Below are 19760 nucleotides of genomic sequence, written 5' to 3' on the forward strand. Positions count from 1 at the left end.
GGTACGGTCCCGGGCCCGCGGGCGTCACGCGGCGCGCCGCGCCCAGAGCCTCCTGAACAGCGGCGTCAGCAGCGCCACGCCCGACAGGAGCAGCAGCACCACCGACACCCAGCTCTCCACCAGCACGCTCACGTCGCCCGCGCCGATGGCCAGGGCGCGGCGGAGCTGGATCTCCGCCATCGGCCCGAGGATCATCCCGATCACCGCGGGGGCGACCGGGAGCCCGAAGCGCCGCATCGCGAACCCGAGCAGCCCGAGCACGAACAGCACGACCAGGTCCACGACGCTGGCCTTCAGCGCGTAGACGCCGAGCGCCGCGAACACCACGATCCCGGCATACAGGTACGGGCGCGGGATCAGCAGCAGTCGCGCCCACAGCGGCGCCAGCGGCAGGTTGAGCACGAGCAGCATGGCGTTGCCGATGAACAGCGACGCGATCATGCCCCACACCAGGGCCGGGTTGTGGTCGAACAGCTGCGGCCCGGGCTGCAGCCCGTACTGCTGGAAGGCGGCGAGCATGATGGCGGCGGTCGCGGACGTGGGCAGGCCCAGCGTCAGCAGCGGGACGAGGGTGCCGGCGGCGGAGGCGTTGTTGGCCGCCTCCGGCCCGGCGACGCCCTCGATGGCGCCCTTGCCGTACTCCTCGCGGGCGACGCCGCGCGCCAGCCGCTTCTCGGCCGCGTACGACAGGAAGGTGGGGATCTCGGCGCCGCCGCCGGGCAGCGCGCCGAACGGGAAGCCGAGCGCGGTCCCGCGCAGCCACGGCCGCCACGAGCGGCCCCAGTCGGAGCGGCCCATCCAGGCCCGCCCGACGGGCACCACCTCGGGCGCGGCGTGCCGCAGCCGCGACGCCACGTACAGGGCCTCGCCGAGCGCGAACAGCCCGACGGCGACGATCACCACGTCCACGCCGTCGAGAAGCTGCCGCAGGCCCAGCGTGAGCCGCGCCTGCCCGGTCTGCTGGTCGATGCCGATCAGCCCGATCACCAGGCCGAACCCGAGCGAGGCCAGGCCGCGCACCACCGAGCGCGACAGCACCGACGACACGGCGGTGAACGCCAGGATCGCCAGCGCGAAGTAGTCGGCGGGGCCGAACGAGATCGCGAAGCTCACCACGGCCGGCGCGGCCACCACGAGCAGCGCGGTCGCGATGGTCCCGGCCACGAACGAGCCGATGGCGGCCGTGGCCAGCGCCTGCGCCGCCCGCCCGCGCCGGGCCATCTTGTTGCCCTCCAGCGCCGTGATCATCGACGACGACTCGCCCGGCGTGTTGAGCAGGATGGAGGTGGTCGAGCCGCCGTACATGCCGCCGTAGTAGATGCCGGCGAACATGATGAACGCGCTGGCCGGCGGCACCGTGAAGGTGATCGGCAGCAGCAGCGCCACGGTCATCGCCGGCCCGATCCCCGGCAGCACGCCGACCAGCGTGCCCAGGGTGACGCCGATGAGCGCGTACATGAGGTTGACCGGGGTGAGCGCGGCGGCGAACCCGTCGAGCAGGAGCTGCACCGACTCCACTCAGATCACCCCCCGCAGCACCCCGGCGGGCAGCGTGACGCCCAGCCCCTTGACGAACAGCAGGTACGTGGTGACGGCCAGGATCACGGCGATGCCCGCGGCGCGCAGCCGGTGGGCGGCGCCGAGCACCACCGACAGGCCGAAGAACAGCAGGCTCGCCGAGATGATCCAGCCGAGCAGGTCGAGCACCGCGGCGAAGCCCAGGAAGACGCCGCTGACCAGGCCGACGCTGCGCCAGTCGGCGGGCGCGTCGGGGTCGACGTCCTCGCTCTCCTCCGGGTCGCCGCGCCCGCCGCGCAGCACGTCGGCCACGTAGAACAGGCCGATGAGGACCATGGCGCCGCCCACGAGCATGGGGAAGAAGCGGGGGCCGAGGCCGAGCTGGGAGGCCGCCGCGGACACGTCCAGCGTGCCCACGACGACGAACACGCCCAGCCCCAGCACCACCAGCGCCAGCCCGAGCTCGGGCCGCCACCAGCGCGGGCGCTTGCCGGAATCAGCGGAGGGCATCAGGAGACGACGCCCAGCTCGGCGATGATCGCCTTGACCCGGGTCTGCTCGGCCGCCAGGTAGTCGGCGAACTCCTGGCCGGTCTGGAAGGAGTCGATCCAGCCGTTCTTGGCCACCGCGTCCTTCCACGCCTGGGAGTCGTGCATCTTGGTGACCAGGTCGGTCAGCGCCTTCTTGTCGGCGTCGCTGAGCCCGCCGGGCGCCACCATGCCGCGCCAGTTGGCCAGCTCCACGTCCAGGCCGCCCTCCTTCAGGGTGGGGGCGTCGAGGTCGGGCAGCCGCTCGCCGGAGGTCACGCCGAGCGCGCGCAGCTTGCCGGACTTCACGTGCTCGGCGAACTCGCCGACGCCCGAGATGCCGATCGTCACCTTGTTGCCGAGCAGCGCGTTGAGCGCCTCGCCGCCGCCGGAGTGCGCGATGTAGTTGACCTGCTTGGGGTCCACGCCTGCGGCCTTGGCCATGAGGCCGGCCACGATGTGGTCGGTGCCGCCGGCCGAGCCGCCCGCGACCGAGACCTTGGCCGGGTCCGCCTTCCAGGCCGCGACCAGGTCGGCCAGCGTCTTCAGCGGCGACTCGGCCGGGACCACGACGATCTCGTACTCCTCGGTCAGCTTGGCGATCGGCGTGGTCTCGTCCAGCGTGACCTGGGACTTGTTCTGCTCGATGGCGCCGACCATGACCAGGCCCATCGTCATCAGCAGGTTGCCGTTGCCCTTCTCGCCGGCGAGCTGGGCCAGGCCGATGGTGCCGCCCGCGCCGGGCACGTTGAACACCTCGACCTTGCGGTCGGGCGCGGCGGCCTTGATCGCCTGCTCGGCCGTGCGGGAGGTCTGGTCCCAGCCGCCGCCGGGCGAGGCCGGCGCCATGATCCGCAGCGCGCTGGTGCCGCCGCCCGTGCCGGTGTCGCCGCAGCCGGTGAGCGCGGCGACCGAGAGCGCCGCGAGGGCGGCGAGTATGCGCAGACGCATTGATCACTCCAAGGGGGGATTTCACCTTCTTGGGAACCGCATGGTGAGCCCGTACTCCGCCGGAGTCGAGCCTTTGCCGGTAGGCGTCGTAATGGTCGTATTGGTCGCAACACCGCCGTGACCTCGGGGTGTTTGCATGTGGACCGTGAAGTGGGTCCGTGACGCCTCCCTCGGCACCCAGCTGTTCGTGCTCCAGATGGCGATCGTGCTGCTCGCCGTGGGGAGCACCGCCGGCGTGTGGGCGCAGCACACGCGCAGCCAGCTCGACGGCCGCTACCAGCAGCGGGCGCTGGCCATCGCGCAGTCCGTGGCCGGGCTGCCGCAGGTGCGCGAGGCGTTCGAGCTGCGCCGTCCGGAGTCCGTGCTCCAGCCGCTGGCGCTCAGCGTGCAGCAGACCACCGGCGCCGACTACGTGGTGATCGCCAACGACGACCAGATCCGCTACGCCCACCCCAACGCCTCGCTCATCCGCAAGCAGCTGTCGACCGACGGCACCTACGTGCTCACCACCGGCCGCGACTGGGTCGGCACCGAGAAGGGCACGATCGGCGTCACCGTGCGCGGCAAGACGCCGGTCCTGGACGAGTACGGCGACGTCATCGGCCTGGTCTCGGTCGGGGTGCTGGAGACGACCGTCACGGGTGAGGTCGCCGAGGCGCTGCCGCCGTTGCTGTGGACGGCGACGGCGGTGCTGCTGGCCGGGCTCGCGGCGGCCGCGCTGATCACCGCGCGGGTGCGCCGGCAGACGTTCGGCCTGGAGCCGGGTGAGATCGCCGCCCTGCTGGAGCAGCGCGAGGGCGTGCTGCACGGCGTCAAGGAGGGCGTGCTCGCGCTCGACCTCGAAGGCCGGGTGACGCTGGTCAACGACGCCGCCCGCGAGCTGCTCGGCGACGTCGGCGACGACCTGACCCGGATGCCGGTCTCCGACCGGATGCGCGACGTGCTGGGCGGCGCCGACCCGGGCGAGGACCGGATCGTCCTGCACGGCGACCGGGTGCTGGTGCTCAACCGCACCCCGGTGTCCGTACGCGGCCAGCACCGCGGCTGGGTGGTCACGCTGCGCGACCGCACCGAGCTCGTACGGCTGGCGCGCGAGCTGGACGACACCAGCAGCGCCACGGGAGCGCTGCGGGCCCAGGCGCACGAGTTCGCCAACCGCATGCACACCGTCGTCGGGCTGCTGGAGCTGGGCGAGCACGAGGCGGCGATCGCGTTCATCACCAGCGGCACCCCGGCCGCCTACCTCGGCGACCTGCGCGAGAAGGTCGAGGACCCGACGCTGGCCGCGCTGCTGCTGGCCAAGTCGGCCGAGGCCGCCGAGCGCGGCGCCCGCCTGGTGCTCTCCGGCGACTCCCGGGTGCCGGCGGACGTGCTCGGCGACCCGCAGGACGCGGTGCTGGTGGTCGGCAACCTGGTGGCCAACGCGATCGACGCGCTCGACGGCGCCGCCGGCACGATCGAGGTCTCGGTCGTGGCCGACGCGGCCGGGCTGCGCGTACGGGTCGGCGACTCCGGGCCCGGCATCATGCCCGACCTGGTCGAGGAGGTGTTCCGGGAGGGGTTCACCACGAAGGCGGCCCACTCCGGGCCGCGCGGTCTCGGCCTGGCGCTGACCCGGCAGGCGTGCCTGCGCCGGGGCGGCTGGGTCAAGGTGCGCAACTCGGGCGGCGCGGTGTTCACCGCCCACCTGCCCGCCGAGGAGGTGACGGTGTGAGCATCCGCGTGCTGGTGGTGGACGACGACTTCATGGTGGCGCGCGTGCACGGCGCCTACGTGGCGCGGGTGCCCGGCTTCGAGGTCGTCGCGACGGTCGGCAACGGCGCCGGGGCGCTCGCCGCGGTGACCGAGCACCGGCCGGACCTGGTGCTGCTCGACATCTACCTGCCCGACATGTCGGGCCTGGCGGTGCTGCAGGCGCTGAGCGGCGTCGACGTGCTCGTGATCAGCGCCGCCCGCGACGTGCCCACGGTCCGCGCGGCGATGCGCGGCGGCGCGATCAACTACCTGATCAAGCCGTTCACCGCCGACGCGCTGACCGAGCGGCTGCGCCACTACGCCGACACCCGGCGGCGGCTCCACGCCATCGGCCCCGAGGCCCGCCAGGACGACGTGGACCGCCTGTTCGGCACGCCGGCCGCCGCCGCGCCGCTGCCCAAGGGGCTGTCCCCCGCCACCTGCGCGCTGGTCGCCGACACCCTGCGCGACGCCGGCCGCGACCTGTCGGCGGCCGAGACGGCGCAGCTCGCGGGCCTGTCGCGGGTCAGCGCCCGCCGCTACCTCGAACACCTGTGCGCGGGAGGGCGGGCGGAGCTGCGGCCCCGCTACGGCACGGCCGGGCGTCCGGAGCACCGGTACCGCTGGCTCGGCTGACACAGTTCCGTAGTCTTTTCTCGTGACATATGCCGACCCTCGTGCCTTACTGTTGCCTGAGACTTGGCTGCGGAACGGGAGGAGATTGAGGCGTGCGTAACGCCGGACCGATCGAATCACCGACCGACCCGTTCGCCTCGGTGCCCCTGCCCTCGCGCGGCACCAGCAGGAAGCCGAAGATCGAGGGCCTGCCCCCGGGCGTCTCCCGCGACATCTTCGGCCCGCAGGAGCAGCCGGCGCAGGAGCCCCGCCCGCAGGAGCCGCCCAAGAGCGGCACCCTGCCCCCGGTGCCGACCGCGTCGCAGCCCTGGCCGGTCAACGGCAACGGGTCCGAGCCGCCGCCGTTCGGCATGCGCACGCCGCTGGAGCGGCCCCCGGCGCCCGACGCCGACCCGCCGCGCAAGCGCCGCCTGCTGCCCGGCATCGCCGTGCTCGTGCTGCTCGCCCTCGCCCTGGCCTACCTGGTCCCGGCCGTGCTCATGTCCGACGCCGTGCTGCGCGGGACCCGCGTGGGCGGCGTCGACATCGGCGGCATGACCGTCACCCAGGCGGCCGACAAGCTGCGCAGCGAGCTCGCCGTCAAGCTCAACAAGCCCGTCGTCGTCGACCTCGGCGGGCGCAAGGACACCATCCAGCCCGACGAGGCCGGGCTGGAGCTCGACGTGGTGGCCACGATCGGCCAGGCGCCCAGCGGCTTCCCCAGCCCGATCGAGGTGTGGCGGGCGCTCACCACCACGACCGACATCGAGCCGAAGGTCACCGTCGACCCCTCCCAGCTCACCAGGACCGTCGAGGCGCTGGCCGAGACCGTCGACCGGCGGCCGCACGAGGGCCGCGTCACGTACAAGGGGCTGCGCCCGGTGGCGACGCAGCCGCGCTCGGGCGCGCTGCTCGACCGCGGCGAGGCGGTCCGCGTGATCAGCGAGGCCTTCCTGAACGGCACCGGCACCGCGATCGTCAGCCTGGTGCCCGCCGAGCCCGCCACCAGCGCCCGCGCCGTCCAGAAGGCCACCGCGCAGGCCAGGCGGGCGGTGTCCGCGCCCATCACGCTGACCCTCGGCGGCAAGCAGGCGCAGCTCACCCCGGCCACGATCGCCGCCAACCTCACCTTCGTGCCCGACGGCGACGGGGGGCTGCGGCCCGACTTCGACGCCAAGGGGGCGCTGGCCACCGTCGAGAGCAGCCTGGTGGACGCGACCCAGGTGCCGCGCGACGCCACGTACGAGATCGTGAACGGCAAGCCCGTGCTCGTGCCCTCGCGCGAGGGCCGGGGCGTCAACGCCAAGGCGCTCGCCCGCGACGTGGTCAAGCTGGTGCGGAGCGGTGGGAACCGGGTCGTCCCCGTGGCGCTGGCCGACGCCCCGCCCGAGGTCACCACCGAGCAGGTGGCCGACCTCGGCATCAAGGAGACGGTGTCGTCGTTCACCACGACCTTCGACTGCTGCCTGCCGCGCGTGACCAACATCCGCCGGATGGCCGAGCAGGTCGACGGGGTCCTGGTCAAGCCCGGCGAGACGTTCTCGCTCAACGAGCTGGTGGGGGAGCGCACCGCCGAGGGCGGCTACGTGCCGGCCGACCAGATCGTCGGCGGCCGGACGCTCACGATCATGGGTGGCGGGGCCTCCCAGTTCGCCACCGCGCTCTACAACGCCGCCTACTACGGCGGCTTCGAGGACGTCGAGCACACGCCGATGGACTACTTCTCCGCCCGCTACCCGGCGGGCCGCGACGCCGCGCTGCTCTACCCCGACCTGGACCTGAAGTGGCGCAACGACTCCGACCACGGGGTGCTGATCAAGACCTCGTCCACGGCCACGTCGGTGTCCGTCGTGCTGTGGAGCACCAGGCGCTACGACGAGATCAAGGCCGTCGAGTCCGACCGGCGGGAGTTCACCCCGTTCCGCCGTGAGACCAGCGACGCCGCCGGCTGCAGGCCCACCACCGGCCAGCAGGGCTTCACCGTCGACGTCACCCGGGTCTTCATCCGCGACGGCGAAGAGATCAAGCGGGACAAGAAGGTCACCACGAAGTACCGCCCCCAGGCCCAGGTGGTGTGCACCGGCTAGGGCGTGACCGCGAGGATCCGGTCGTCGCCCACGCGCGGCTCGCCCCGGCCGTCCCTGTTGCTGGTGCCCACCCACAGCCCGCCGCCGGGGGCGGCGGTCACCGCGCGGAGCCTGCCGTACGTGCCGCCGTAGTGCGCGACCGGCGTGCCCGGCGAGCCGTCGGCGGCCAGCGGGATCTGCCACAGCCGTTCGCCGCGCAGCGCGCCCATCCACAGCGAGCCGCCGGCGAACGCCAGACCGGACGGTGACGCCTCGGAGGTGTCCCAGGTGACGACCGGATCGGTGAACTCCGGGGCGCCGCCCCGGCCCTCCACCTCCGGCCAGCCGTAGTTGCCGCCCGCCTCGATCAGGTTGAGCTCGTCGTGGGCGTCGGCGCCGAACTCGGAGGCGTACAGCCGGCCCGAGCCGTCCCAGGCCAGGCCCTGCACGTTGCGGTGGCCCAGGCTGTAGACGAGCGTGCCGAACGGGTTGCCGGGAGCCGGCCGCCCGTCGGCCGTCATGCGCAGGATCTTGCCCGCGAGCGAGTCGCGGTCCTGCGACAGGGACCGGTCGCCGGTCTCGCCGGTGGTGGCGTACAGGTGGCCGTCGGGGCCGAACGCCAGCCGCCCGCCGTTGTGGACGGTCCCCTTCGGGATGCCCTGGACGATCACCCGCGGCTCCGACAGCGTGTCGCCAGTCAGCCGGTAGCGGACGATCCGGTTGTCGGAGGCGGCCGTGCAGTACACGAACACCTGCTCACCCTTGACCGCCACGCCCATCAGTCCGCCCTCGCCGCCGGGCGTCACGCCCTCGATCACGGCCAGCTCCCGCGCCTGGCCCGCCGGGGTGACCCGCAGCAGCCTGGCCGAGTCGCGCTCGGTCACCAGCGCGTCGCCGCCCGGCAGGAACGCGATCGCCCACGGCACGGCCAGGTCGCGCGCCACCACGCGCGGCTCGCCGGGCGACGGCCCGCCGCGTGCCGAGGCGGCCGGCGGCCCCCCGCCCTGGTCAGAGGCGGCCGGCGGCACCCCGCCCGCGCCGGAACAGGCGGCGAGCGCCACCGCGAGCATGGTCAGCCAGAGTGCCCTCATGTCTCCCATACTTGCCCCCGAGCCATAAAGTTTCCCGCATGAAGATCTGGGTCCCGTACGAGCCGGTCGCCGAAGTCCTGTCCGATCTGCCGGGTGTGGCGTGCTCCGTGTACGACGGCACCGGGCCGGAGCCCGACGGGATCGAGGACGTCGAAGTGTGGATCCCGCCCCTGGTCACCGTGCCGGACGTGCCGGGCACGCTGGCGCGGATGCGGTCGCTGCGTCTGGTCCAGACCGTCACCGCGGGCGTGGACGCCTACCGGCCGCACCTGCCGGAGGGCGCGGTGCTGTGCAACGCGCGCGGCGTGCACGACGCGGGCACCGCCGAGTGGGCCGTCGGCGCGATGATCGCAGTGCTGCGCGAGTTCCCCGGCTTCACCGACGCCCAGCGCCGGGGCGAGTGGACCTACCGCCACACCGGCGCGCTGGCCGACTCCACCGTGCTGATCGTCGGCTACGGCTCCATCGGGCAGGCGCTCGAACGCCGCCTCGACGGCTTCGAGGTCGAGGTCGTCCGGGTCGCCAGGAGCGCCCGCGAGGGCGTCCACGGCATGGCCGAGCTGCCCGCCCTGCTGCCCGGGGCCGACGTCGTGGTGCTGCTCGTGCCCGCCACGCCCGACACCGCCGGCATGGCCGACGCCGCGTTCCTGTCGCGGATGAAGGACGGCGCGGTGCTGGTCAACGCGGCCAGGGGCGGCGTCGTCGACACCGACGCCCTGCTCGCCGAGCTCAAGAGCGGCAGGCTGCGGGCCGCGCTCGACGTGACCGCGCCCGAGCCGCTGCCGGCCGGTCACCCCCTGTGGAGCGCGCCGGGCGTCTTCATCACGCCGCACGTGGCGGGCAGCACGCCCGCCTCCGACCGCCGCATGCTCCGGCTCATACGCGCGCAATTGACGCGCTATCTCGCGGGCGAGCCGCTCGACAACGTCATCACCGACGCGTATTGAGAGGAATCCGGACCGTGGCTGGTCCGTGACCTGCGGTGCGTACGGTGGCGTCTAACCAAGGTTTCCTGACTTCCTGTCAAGGAAATCCTGGCGGCAATCAGGTCCGTGTGGTTATCAGATCGGTGACGACATCGGCGTTGTCACCACCCGCGCACCACCGACCGCACACACTGGCGATGTGCACCGCCGACCGGCGGTTCACGGGAGCAGGGTTCGAGACGGGATGGGCGACGACTGTGATCCGCTGGCGTGATCCACGGGCACCGCTGACCGCCGCGGCGGCGATCGGTGCCGCGGGGTTCGCGGCTGCGCTCCTTGCGGGCGGCCCGGCCCTCGTCATCGGCGCGGTCGCCGGCTGCCTCGCCGCGCTGCTGGCCACCGTGTCACTGCTGGCCGCCTCGGTGCGGCCGGCCGAGCACCCCTCGGCGGCACTCGGCATCCGCTGGATGGCCGGTGGCGCCGCCATCTGGGCCGCCGGCGTGGCGCTGCGGCCGTTCACCGACAGCTCCACGTTCATGGTGAGCTTCGCCGAGCTGCTCGTGCTGCTCGGCACCGTGCTGACCGGAGGCGGCGCGCTCGTCGCGGCCGGGCGCAGGCCGCCTGCCGCCCTGGTGCTGAGACAGCTCATCGACGCCTACCTGTGCGCCGCCTCGCTGTTCCTGATCGGCTGGGTGGTGGCGCTGCGCCACGTCTACGAGGCGACCGCCGACCCCGCGCTGTTCGCCTTCGCCATGCTGCCGCCGATGCTCGCACTGGTGGCGACCTGCGCCGTGGCGCCGTCCGTGGCCGCGGTGCGCTCCGCCGCGTGGCCGCTCGGCCTGGCGAGCGTGGGCGTGCTCGCCACCACGACCGTGGCCGGCATGGCGACCGCCGTGGCCCGGCTCGACGGCGGCGCGCCGCCCGTGTGGAGCATGGTCATCACGCCGGTGGCCTTCCTGCTGCTGGCCGCCGTGCCCTGGCTGCGCCCGCGCCAGGTCACCGCCGCGCAGGCGCCTGACAACCTGGTGGACGCGCTGCCGCTGGCGCTGGTCGCCGTCGCCACCGTCACGATGCTCGCGCACCTGGCCGGCGGCATGCGCCAGCCCCCCGCCACCGGCGTCGTGGCGGTCGCCGCCTCCGTCGTGCTGCTCCTGCTGCTGCGCGTGTTCGTGCTGTCGGGGGCCAACGCGCGGCTGCGCACGCTCGTCTCGCTCGGCGACACGCAGCTGCGCGAGCTGGCCGAGAGCACCGGCGACGTGGTGCTCATCTGCGACTACGACGGCATGGTGCACGAGATCGGCGACGGCATCGAGGTCACCTACGGCTACCGCCCCGAGGACGTGATCGGCGGGTCGATCTTCGACTACATCCACCCCGAGGACGTGCCGCACATCCAGTCGGCGCTGCACGGCATGGGCCCCGACGGCGACGACGAGGAGGCCAGCCCCGGCGCCTGCCTCATCGCCTGCCGGGTGCGGGCCGCCGACGGCACCTGGCGGCCCACCGAGTCGGTCGCCACCCGCCACGCGGGCGGCGAGGACCAGGTCCTGGTCACCACCCGCGACATCAGCGACGAGGAGGCCCTGCGCAACCAGGTCGCCCACCTGACCTTCCACGACGGCATCACCGGGCTGCCCAACCGCTCCTACTTCGAGGAGCGCACCCGCGAGGTGCTGACCGGCCGCAGCGTCGGCCAGGTCGCCGTCATCTTCCTCGACCTCGACGGGTTCACCTCGGTCAACGACTCGGTGGGCCACGCCAGCGGCGACTACCTGCTCGGCCAGGCCGCGCGCCGGCTGCGCGGCGCGGTGCGCCACGACGACACGCTGGCCCGGTGGGGCGGCGACGAGTTCGCCGTGCTGCTGGAGACCGGCGGGGAGGCGCAGCTCGCCGTCGACCTCGCCGAGCGGCTGGTGCGGGCGGTCTCGCAGGAGCCGTTCCGGGTGGCCGACCGTGACGTGGCGCTGACCGCCAGCGTCGGCGTGGCCTTCGCCGAGGACGACCTGCCCGCCGGCGACCTGATCCGCAACGCCGACGTGGCCATGGCGCGGGCCAAGGAGCTGGGCGGGCGCCGGGTCGAGGTGTTCGCCGCGCAGATGCACGCCGACGTGCTGCGCCGCCTGGAGCTGGCCGCCGACCTGCAGCGGGCGCTGATCGAGCAGCAGTTCGCGATCGAGTACCAGCCGGTGGTCGACCTGGCGACCTCGCGGGTGACCGCGGTGGAGGCGCTGGTGCGCTGGTGGCGCGGCTCGGTGTTCGTGCCGCCCGACCAGTTCCTCGGCCCGGCCGAGGACACCGGGCTGATCGTGCCGCTCGGCGAGTGGATCCTGCGCGAGGCGTGCCGTGAGGTGGCCGCCTGGCGGGCCTCGTCCTGGGACATCGGGCTGTCGCTCAACCTGTCGGCCCGGCAGATCACCGCGCCCCGCTTCGTCGAGACCGTACGGGAGGCGCTGGAGGAGAGCGGGCTGCCCGCCTCCGCGCTGACCCTCGAAGTGATCGAGGAGATGCTCGTCGAGGACGCCGAGGAGACGGTCAAGCGGCTGTCGGAGCTGCGCGCTCTCGGCGTGCGGCTGGCGATCGACGACTTCGGCACCGGCTACGCCTCGCTGGCGTTTCTCAGGCAGCTCCCGGTCGACATGATCAAGATCGACCCGTCGTTCGTGTCCGGGCTGGGCCGCGACGACACGCTGACGCTGCTCACCCGCACGATCGTGCGGCTCGGCCACGACCTGGGCCTGACCGTGGTCGCCGAGGGCATCGAACGCCCGGAGCAGCTTGAGCTGCTGCGTGAGATGGGCTGCATGAAGGGCCAGGGCTTCCTGGTCGCGCGGCCCATGGCGGCCAGGGGCGTCGACTCGCTGATGAGGACGAGTCTCACCGTGTGAGACGTGTTTCTCACCAAGTTGACACCTGGTGCTTCCGACCAGCTATGGTGTTAGACATGCTTCGCAGTGGGATTCTCGTAGTACTTCGCCGGCGCGCAGGCCGTTAGCGAAGCACTCCGACCTGCGCGCCGCCCCAGCCCCGCCGTTCGTCCGGCGGGGAGGGGCATTTTTTATGTCCTGAACGTGTGACCACGCAAGGAACGAGCCGATGACCGAACGGATGACAGGTGCACAGGCCCTGGTCAGGGCGCTGGAGCACGTGGGAGTCGACACCGTGTTCGGGATCCCGGGCGGCGCCATCCTCCCGGCCTACGATCCCCTCTACGACTCGACCAAGGTCCGGCACGTGCTCGTACGGCACGAGCAGGGCGCCGGCCACGCGGCCGAGGGTTACGCGCAGGCCACCGGCAAGGTCGGCGTGTGCATGGCGACCAGCGGCCCGGGGGCGACCAACCTGGTGACGCCCATCGCCGACGCGTACATGGACTCGGTGCCGATCGTGGCGATCACCGGGCAGGTGGCGAGCAAGTCGATCGGCACGGACGCCTTCCAGGAAGCCGACATCTCCGGCATCACCATGCCGATCACCAAGCACAACTTCCTGGTCACCGACCCGGCTGACATCGCCCGCACGATCATGGAGGCGTTCCACATCGCCTCCACCGGCCGTCCCGGCCCGGTGCTGGTCGACATCGCCAAGGACGCCCTGCAGGCGGAGACCACGTTCAGCTGGCCGCCGACGATGCAGCTGCCCGGCTACCGGCCGGTGACCCGGCCGCACTCCAAGCAGATCCGCGAGGCGGCCAAGCTGATCGCCGAGGCCCGCCGCCCGGTGCTCTACGTGGGCGGCGGCGTGCACAAGGCCCGCGCCTCCGAGGAGCTGATCCGGCTGGCCGAGCTGACGCGCATCCCGGTCGTGACGACGCTGATGGCGCGCGGCACGTTCCCCGACAGTCACCCGCAGCACATGGGCATGCCGGGCATGCACGGCAGCGTCTCGGCCGTGGGCGCGCTCCAGCAGGCCGACCTGCTCATCGGGCTGGGCGTCCGCTTCGACGACCGCGTCACCGGGCAGCTGTCCACGTTCGCGCCCTACGCCAAGGTCGTCCACGCGGACATCGACCCGGCGGAGATCTCCAAGAACCGCCACGCCGACGTGCCGATCGTGGGCGACTGCAAGGAGGTCATCGGCGACCTGATCGCCGCCGTCGAGGCCGCCGGGGTCCAGGGCGACTACGACGAGTGGTGGACGATCCTCAACGGCTACAAGCAGACCTACCCGCTGGGCTACGAGGAGTTCGAGGACGGCTCGCTGGCCCCGCAGTACGTCATGGAGCGGCTGAGCGCCATCGTCGGTCCCGACGCCTACTACGTGGCGGGCGTCGGCCAGCACCAGATGTGGGCCTCGCAGTTCGTCCGCTACGAGAGGCCGGGCCGGTTCATCAACTCCGGCGGCGCCGGCACGATGGGCTTCGCGGTGCCGGCGGCGATGGGCGCCAAGATGGGCCGCCCGGACGACGTCGTGTGGGCCATCGACGGCGACGGCTGCTTCCAGATGACCAACCAGGAGCTCGCCACCTGCGCGCTGGAAGGCGTGCCCGTCAAGATCGCCGTCATCAACAACGGCAACCTGGGCATGGTCCGCCAGTGGCAGACCCTCTTCTACGACCAGCGCTACTCCAACACCGACCTGCAGGCGACCCGCCGCATCCCCGACTTCGTCAAGCTGGCGGAGGCCTATGGTTGTGTTGGCCTGCGGTGCGAGCGTCCCGAAGACGTCGACGCGACCATCAAGAAGGCCATGGAGATCAACGACGTGCCCGTGGTGGTCGACTTCGTCGTCCACCAGGACGCCATGGTCTGGCCCATGGTCGCGGCCGGCACGAGCAACGACGACATCAAGATCGCCCGTGACATGGCGCCGAAGTGGGAGAGCGACGATGAGTAGACACACGCTTTCTGTGCTCGTGGAGAACAAGCCGGGTGTGCTCGCCCGGGTGTCCGCGCTGTTCAGCAGGCGGGGCTTCAACATCGACTCGCTGGCCGTCGGGCCCACCGAGCACGACGACATCTCCCGTATGACGATCGTGGTCAGCGTCGAGGAGCTGCCGCTGGAGCAGGTCACCAAACAGCTCAACAAGCTGGTGAACGTGCTGAAGATAGTGGAGCTCGACACCTCGCAGTCCGTTCAGCGCGAGCTCATGCTGATCAAGGTCAAGGCCGACGCCGACAGCCGCTCGCACGTGCTGGAGCTCGTCCAGCTCTTCCGTGCGCGCTGCGTGGACGTGGCGGCCGACGCGGTGACCATCGAGGTCACCGGCACTCCCGACAAGCTCGAGGCCTTCGTCAAGGTCCTGGAGCCGTTCGGGATCAAAGAGCTCGTCCAGTCGGGCATGGTGGCCATCGGCCGCGGCGCCCGTTCCATCACTGACCGGTCCCTCAGGGCACTGGACCGTACCGCCTGAAAGGTTTTCAGCAAGTGACCGAGATTTTCTACGACGACCAGGCCGACCTGTCGATCATCCAGGGGCGCCGTGTGGCCGTGCTGGGGTACGGCAGCCAGGGCCACGCCCACGCGCTCTCCCTGCGTGACTCCGGTGTCGACGTGCGCGTCGGCCTGCCGGAGGGCTCCAAGAGCCGCGAGAAGGCCGAGAACGACGGCCTGCGCGTGCTCACGCCGGGCGAGGCGGTGAAGGAGGCCGACGTCACGATGATCCTGGCGCCGGACCACATCCAGCGCCACCTCTACGCCGAGCACGTCGCGCCCAACCTCAAGGAGGGCGACGCGCTCTTCTTCGGCCACGGCCTCAACATCCGCTACGGCCTCATCGAGGCGCCCGAGGGCGTCGACGTGTGCATGGTCGCCCCCAAGGGCCCCGGCCACCTCGTCCGCCGCCAGTTCGAGGCGGGGCGCGGCGTCCCGTGTCTCGTCGCGGTGGAGAAGGACGCCTCCGGCAAGGCCCTCGACCTGGCGCTCTCCTACGCCAAGGGCATCGGCGGCACCCGCGCCGGGGCGCTGAAGACCACGTTCACCGAGGAGACCGAGACCGACCTGTTCGGCGAGCAGGCCGTGCTGTGCGGCGGCGTCTCCGAGCTGATCAAGGCGGGCTTCGAGACGCTCATCGAGGCCGGCTACCAGCCGGAGGTGGCCTACTTCGAGTGCCTGCACGAGATGAAGCTCATCGTCGACCTCATGTACGAGGGCGGCATCTCGAAGATGTACTGGTCGGTGTCCGACACCGCCGAGTACGGCGGCTACACCCGCGGCCCGCGCGTCATCACCGACGAGACCCGTGAGGAGATGCGCCGCATCCTGGGTGAGATCAAGGACGGCACCTTCGCCCGGCAGCTCGTCGAGGAGTTCGACGGCGGCCAGAAGGAGTTCGCCCGTCACCGTGAGGAGCTGGCGGAGGACCCGATCGAGAAGACCGGCGCCAAGCTGCGCCCGATGATGAGCTGGCTGAAGGGCTGAGTTCGCGCGTTCGCGGCGGACGGGCGGGGGCGCTGATGCGCCCCCGCCCGTTGCTTTGGGCCTGGGGCCGCTTCGTGTCTCGTCAATGATCCGCAATGCGTGACCGCGTTAACCCCCGTCTTCGCAAAAGGACCGTTTCCGCACGTCAAAAGCAGATTAGCGGCGTTTGCCGCTGACGATCACCGGGAAGATCTCCTCCCGCTACCGACGGAGAGTAGTCGATAGGTAACAAAGGGGATTCGTATGTACAAGACGGGGCTCATCCTGGCCGGTCTGGTCGGCGGGATGGTCATGCTGGGCGGCGGTCCCGCGCTCGCCGAAGGTTACGCGATGAACACCGCCTCGGTGGTCGCGTGGCCCACGCATGGGGACGACGACAACAACGACAACGACATCCGCGCGTACGGCGAGCGGAACAACTTCGGCGAGGACAACGACGACGAAGTCGAGGGGCAGTGGAACAACAACGGGTCGGACGACGACGTCCTTGACCTGGACATTCTCAACCAGGTCCTCTCGGACATCCTGACCGCGAAGGACTAGTCGTCCCAAGCACCGTTACGGGGCCCGCCTCTCCGGAGGCGGGCCCCGTCGCTGTGTCAGCCCTCGTAGCTGAACGAGGCGGCGAACGAGTCGCGGGCGATGCGGTCGAGCTGCGCCTCCGTCAGGCCGAGCTCGTCGCGCAGGGCGCGGTAGTTGTCCTCGACGTAGCCGCCGAAGTAGGCCGGGTCGTCGGAGTTCACGGTCACGACCAGGCCCTCGTCGAGCATCGCGGGCAGGATGTGGTCACGCAGCGACGGCACCGCGCGCAGCCGCACGTTCGACAGCGGGCACACGGTCAGCGGGATGCGCTCGTCGCGCAGGCGCGCCACCAGCTCCGGGTCCTCCATGGCGCGGATGCCGTGGTCGATCCGCTCCACGCGCAGGATGTCCAGCGCCTCCCACACGTAGTCGGGCCCGCCCTCCTCGCCGGCGTGCGCCACCCGGCGCAGCCCCTCGGCGGCGGCCAGCTCGAAGACCCGGCGGAACAGCGACGGCGGATGGCCGACCTCGGCCGAGTCCAGCCCGACCCCGATGAACTGGTCCCGGAACGGCAGCGCCGCCCGCAGCACCCGCTCGGCCTCCTCCGGGCCCTGGTCGCGCAGGAAGCACAGGATCAGCGACGCGGAGAACGGCCCGTCCTTGATGGCGCCCGTCAGCCCGGCGAACACCGCCTCCAGCGGCACCCCGCGCGCCAGGTGGGCCTGCGGGTCGAAGAAGATCTCCGCGTGCCGCACGCCCTGCGCCTCGGCCCGCCGCAGGTAGGCGGCTGCCAGGTCGTAGAAGTCGCGGTCGGTGCGCAGGACCGCCATGTTCTCGTAGTAGACGTCCAGGAACGACTGCAGGTTCGTGAAGTCGTAGCGCGCCCGGATGGCGTCCACGTCGAAGGTCGGCAGCGCGACCCCGTTGCGCCGGGCCAGCTCGACGACGAGCTCCGGTTCGAGGGTGCCTTCGATGTGCAGGTGGAGTTCGGCTTTGGCGCGCATGGATCGAGTAAACCCGACCATGACCGGCCGAGGTATCGTGCGAACCTCCGAACCTTCGCCGTTTGACCTGGCATAACATGAGATTTCATGAGGTTGGCGGAGCTGTTGGCGCGTGACGACCTCCGGCTGACGCTCGTCACCGGCACCGGGACGCTCGACCGGGAGGTACGCCGCGCGTACCCGACGGACCTGCCCGATCCCCGCCGCTACCTGCGGCCCGGTGACCTGGTGCTGACCAGCGGGGTCTGGTACGGCGAGCCGGCCGACTGCGAGAGGTTCGCCGACGCGCTGTGGGCGAGCGACGTCGCCGGGCTGGTCGTGGGCCTGATCGTGCTGGGCGAGCTGCCGCAGGCGCTGGTGACGGCGTGCGAGCGGCGCAGGGTGCCGCTGATCCTGGCCGCGCCCGACCAGTCGTTCGGTGCGATCACCGAGGCGGTGGTCGCGGAGGCGTTCGCCGCCGAGCGTCGCCGGGCCGAGCGGGGCCGCGCGCAGACGCTGCTGGACGTGCTCGCCTCCCAGCAGATCGCGCCCGGCGAGGTGTCGGCGCACCTGCGGCTGCTCGGCGCCGATCCGGGCCTGCCGACGGCCGCGATGGTGGTCAGCGGGCCGGGCGGGCACGACCTGCCCGCGATGCTGCACGAGGCGCTGGCCAGGAAGGGCCGCCACCTGATCGTCGGCGGCCGGGCCGACGAGGCGATCGTGCTGGTCAACGGCAGGGCGACGCGCAAGGCGCTGAGCGAGGAGCTGCGCGCCCTGGCGGCCGACCGGCCAGGGCTGCGGCTCGCGGCCGGCATCAGCGACGCGACGGCCAGCGTGTCGCAGCTCGGCGAGGCGCTGGAGACCGCGCGCCGGGGCATGGAGTCGGCCCGCGACGGCGAGGGCCCGGTGTCGATCATGTCGGTGGCCGACATCGACAGCTACGACCTGCTGCTGGCCGCGCTGCCGATGGGCGTGCGCCGCTCCTTCCGCGACCACCTGCTGGGGCCGGTCGAGGAGTACGACGCGCGCCACGGCTCGGAGCTGCTGCGCACGCTGGACGTGTTCCTGGAGACGTGCGGGTCCTGGCAGCGCGCCGCCGACGAGCTGTACGTGCACGTCAACACGTTGCGCTACCGGATGCAGCGGGTCGAGGAGCTGACCGGCCGCCGCATGTCGTCGATGCGCGACCGGACGGACCTCTACCTGGCCCTCAGGGCAGGGCAGCTCGGGTCAGGACAGCACAGGTCAGGGGAGGCGGCCGGCGACGACGTGACCCCGTGACACCACGGCGACGATGTTGTCCACGGTCAGGTCCTCGATGCGCTCCCACGGCCGCCCGCGCATCACGAGCAGGTCGGCGCCGAGACCGGGGGCGATCCGGCCGACGGGCATGCGGATCGCGTCGGCGGCGTCGGAGGTGGCCGCGCGCAGCGCCGCGCCCGCGTCCATGCCGAACACCCGGGTCATGTGCACGATCTCGGCGAGCTGGTCGCCGAACTGCACGTGGTGGCCGTTGGCGTCGGTGCCCAGCACGAACCGGACGCCGAGCCTGGCCGCCTCCGCGAACAGCGCGTCACGCTGGACCACCAGCTCGCCGGCCTTGATCCGGGCGTCCTCGGGGACCGGGACGCGGCCCTCGGTGATGGCCTCGTTGATCAGCAGCGTGGGCGCGACCGGGGTGCGCTGGGCGGCCAGCTTCTCGGCCAGGTCGCGGCTCATCAGCGTGCCGTGCTCGATGGAGTCGACGCCCTCCTCGACGGCCACCCGGATGCCGTCCTCGGTGTGGGCGTGCGAGGCGACGAGCATGCCGAGCGCGTGCGCCTCGTCGACGACGGCCCGGATCTCCTCGCGGGTGTAGTTGCGCCAGACGCTCTTGTCGCCGATGGACAGCACGCCGCCGCTGGTCGTGAGCTTGATGCCGTCCATGCCGGCGCGGGCCCAGGCGCGCACCAGCTTGCGGCACTCGTCCGGGCCGTCGGCGGTGGGCTTGCGCAGCGGGAACGCGGGCGGCACGAACAGGTCGTTGTGCCCGGCGGTCATCCCGACCACGCCGTGGACCTGGATGCGCGGGCCGGGCAGGATGCCGGCGTCGAAGGCCCGGCGGATGGCCACCTGCGCCTCGTCGCCGGCCAGGTCGCGCAGGGTCGTGACGCCGTGGCGCATGGCCCGCTGGGCGTGCGCGACGCCGTGCAGCACCTGCTCGTCGCGGGTGGTGACCAGCGGCCAGGTGGTGAAGTCGGCCGAGCCGTCGCCCGCGTAGCCGATCAGGTGGACGTGCGTGTCCACCAGGCCGGGGATGACGCACAGGTCGTCGTCGCGCGGCGCCGCCGGGGTCACGCCGGTGATCCGGTCCGGCTCCCAGGTGAGGTCCACCGGGCCGCGTGGTTCAGTGCCGTCCCAAAGCGGGATTCCGTCCAGTCTCATTCCACCCGACGGTACCTGACCCGCTCCCGACCTGGAGGGATCTACG

At 72.1% G+C, this 19760-nt stretch carries 16 protein-coding genes; 10 read left to right on the forward strand and 6 right to left on the reverse strand.

Going from position 1 to position 19760, the window contains the following annotated elements:
* Nucleotides 1-24 precede the first annotated feature (24 nt).
* Genes KME80_RS05900 through KME80_RS05910 form a run of 3 tightly spaced genes read right to left on the reverse strand, consistent with a single transcriptional unit; the run spans nt 25 to nt 2996 of the window.
* Nucleotides 25-1518: a tripartite tricarboxylate transporter permease gene (locus KME80_RS05900; protein ID WP_219501055.1), complete on the reverse strand. Its 1494-nt coding sequence runs from the start codon at nt 1516-1518 to the stop codon at nt 25-27.
* Complete coding sequence (locus KME80_RS05905) at nt 1519-2028, reverse strand: tripartite tricarboxylate transporter TctB family protein (RefSeq protein ID WP_219501057.1); 510 nt, start codon at nt 2026-2028, stop codon at nt 1519-1521.
* Complete coding sequence (locus tag KME80_RS05910; protein WP_219501060.1) at nt 2028-2996, reverse strand: Bug family tripartite tricarboxylate transporter substrate binding protein; 969 nt, start codon at nt 2994-2996, stop codon at nt 2028-2030. The genes KME80_RS05905 and KME80_RS05910 overlap by 1 nt, the downstream gene beginning before the upstream one ends.
* A gap of 136 nt (nt 2997-3132) precedes the next feature.
* On the opposite strand from KME80_RS05910, the gene KME80_RS05915 reads away from it, so the two are divergent.
* The 3 genes from KME80_RS05915 (at nt 3133) to KME80_RS05925 (ending at nt 7432) form a co-directional block, all read left to right on the forward strand.
* On the forward strand, nt 3133-4710 hold the full coding sequence (locus KME80_RS05915) for an ATP-binding protein (protein WP_219501063.1): 1578 nt from the start codon (nt 3133-3135) through the stop codon (nt 4708-4710).
* A gap of 32 nt (nt 4711-4742) precedes the next feature.
* Nucleotides 4743-5366 (forward strand): response regulator, encoded by a 624-nt coding sequence (locus KME80_RS05920; RefSeq protein WP_246644193.1) that lies wholly within the window; start codon nt 4743-4745, stop codon nt 5364-5366.
* 92 nt (nt 5367-5458) lie between these two features.
* The gene (locus KME80_RS05925; protein ID WP_219501069.1) at nt 5459-7432 is read left to right on the forward strand and encodes a VanW family protein; all 1974 of its coding nucleotides are present in this window, start codon (nt 5459-5461) and stop codon (nt 7430-7432) included.
* Here the strand turns inward: KME80_RS05925 and KME80_RS05930 are convergent.
* The gene (locus KME80_RS05930; protein ID WP_219501072.1) at nt 7429-8502 is read right to left on the reverse strand and encodes a PQQ-dependent sugar dehydrogenase; all 1074 of its coding nucleotides are present in this window, start codon (nt 8500-8502) and stop codon (nt 7429-7431) included. The genes KME80_RS05925 and KME80_RS05930 overlap by 4 nt on opposite strands.
* Nucleotides 8503-8540: 38 nt before the next feature.
* Between KME80_RS05930 and KME80_RS05935 the strand changes: the two genes are divergently transcribed.
* From KME80_RS05935 to KME80_RS05960, 6 genes are all read left to right on the forward strand, one after another.
* Entirely contained in the window at nt 8541-9449 is a 909-nt protein-coding gene (locus KME80_RS05935; RefSeq protein WP_219501076.1) for a 2-hydroxyacid dehydrogenase, read from the forward strand.
* Nucleotides 9450-9685: 236 nt separating this feature from the next.
* Nucleotides 9686-12313: a putative bifunctional diguanylate cyclase/phosphodiesterase gene (locus KME80_RS05940; RefSeq protein WP_308125625.1), complete on the forward strand. Its 2628-nt coding sequence runs from the start codon at nt 9686-9688 to the stop codon at nt 12311-12313.
* Between the two features lie 208 nt (nt 12314-12521).
* Entirely contained in the window at nt 12522-14261 is a 1740-nt protein-coding gene (locus tag KME80_RS05945) for an acetolactate synthase large subunit (RefSeq protein WP_219501082.1), read from the forward strand.
* Nucleotides 14254-14778 carry an acetolactate synthase small subunit gene (gene ilvN, locus KME80_RS05950; RefSeq protein WP_219501098.1) on the forward strand — a complete coding sequence of 175 codons (525 nt, stop codon included), beginning with the start codon at nt 14254-14256 and terminating at the stop codon, nt 14776-14778. Before KME80_RS05945 ends, ilvN begins: the two co-directional genes overlap by 8 nt.
* Before the next feature lie 23 nt (nt 14779-14801).
* Nucleotides 14802-15785: a ketol-acid reductoisomerase gene (gene ilvC, locus KME80_RS05955; protein WP_219501234.1), complete on the forward strand. Its 984-nt coding sequence runs from the start codon at nt 14802-14804 to the stop codon at nt 15783-15785.
* A 243-nt stretch (nt 15786-16028) separates the two neighbouring features.
* Nucleotides 16029-16328: a hypothetical protein gene (locus KME80_RS05960; RefSeq protein ID WP_049556833.1), complete on the forward strand. Its 300-nt coding sequence runs from the start codon at nt 16029-16031 to the stop codon at nt 16326-16328.
* Between the two features lie 56 nt (nt 16329-16384).
* Here the strand turns inward: KME80_RS05960 and KME80_RS05965 are convergent, their stop codons facing one another.
* On the reverse strand, nt 16385-17311 hold the full coding sequence (locus KME80_RS05965) for an adenosine deaminase (protein WP_219501102.1): 927 nt from the start codon (nt 17309-17311) through the stop codon (nt 16385-16387).
* An 87-nt stretch (nt 17312-17398) separates the two neighbouring features.
* Here KME80_RS05965 and KME80_RS05970 point away from each other — a divergent pair, with 87 nt between their 5' ends.
* The gene (locus tag KME80_RS05970) at nt 17399-18571 is read left to right on the forward strand and encodes a PucR family transcriptional regulator (protein WP_219501104.1); all 1173 of its coding nucleotides are present in this window, start codon (nt 17399-17401) and stop codon (nt 18569-18571) included.
* Here KME80_RS05970 and KME80_RS05975 read toward each other — a convergent pair.
* Nucleotides 18536-19714: a metal-dependent hydrolase family protein gene (locus KME80_RS05975; protein WP_219501107.1), complete on the reverse strand. Its 1179-nt coding sequence runs from the start codon at nt 19712-19714 to the stop codon at nt 18536-18538. The two genes, KME80_RS05970 and KME80_RS05975, sit on opposite strands and share 36 nt — an antisense overlap.
* Nucleotides 19715-19760: the final 46 nt, after the last annotated feature.

Origin of the sequence: Nonomuraea ceibae (assembly GCF_019396325.1) — a bacterium.
Lineage (GTDB): Bacteria > Actinomycetota > Actinomycetes > Streptosporangiales > Streptosporangiaceae > Nonomuraea > Nonomuraea ceibae.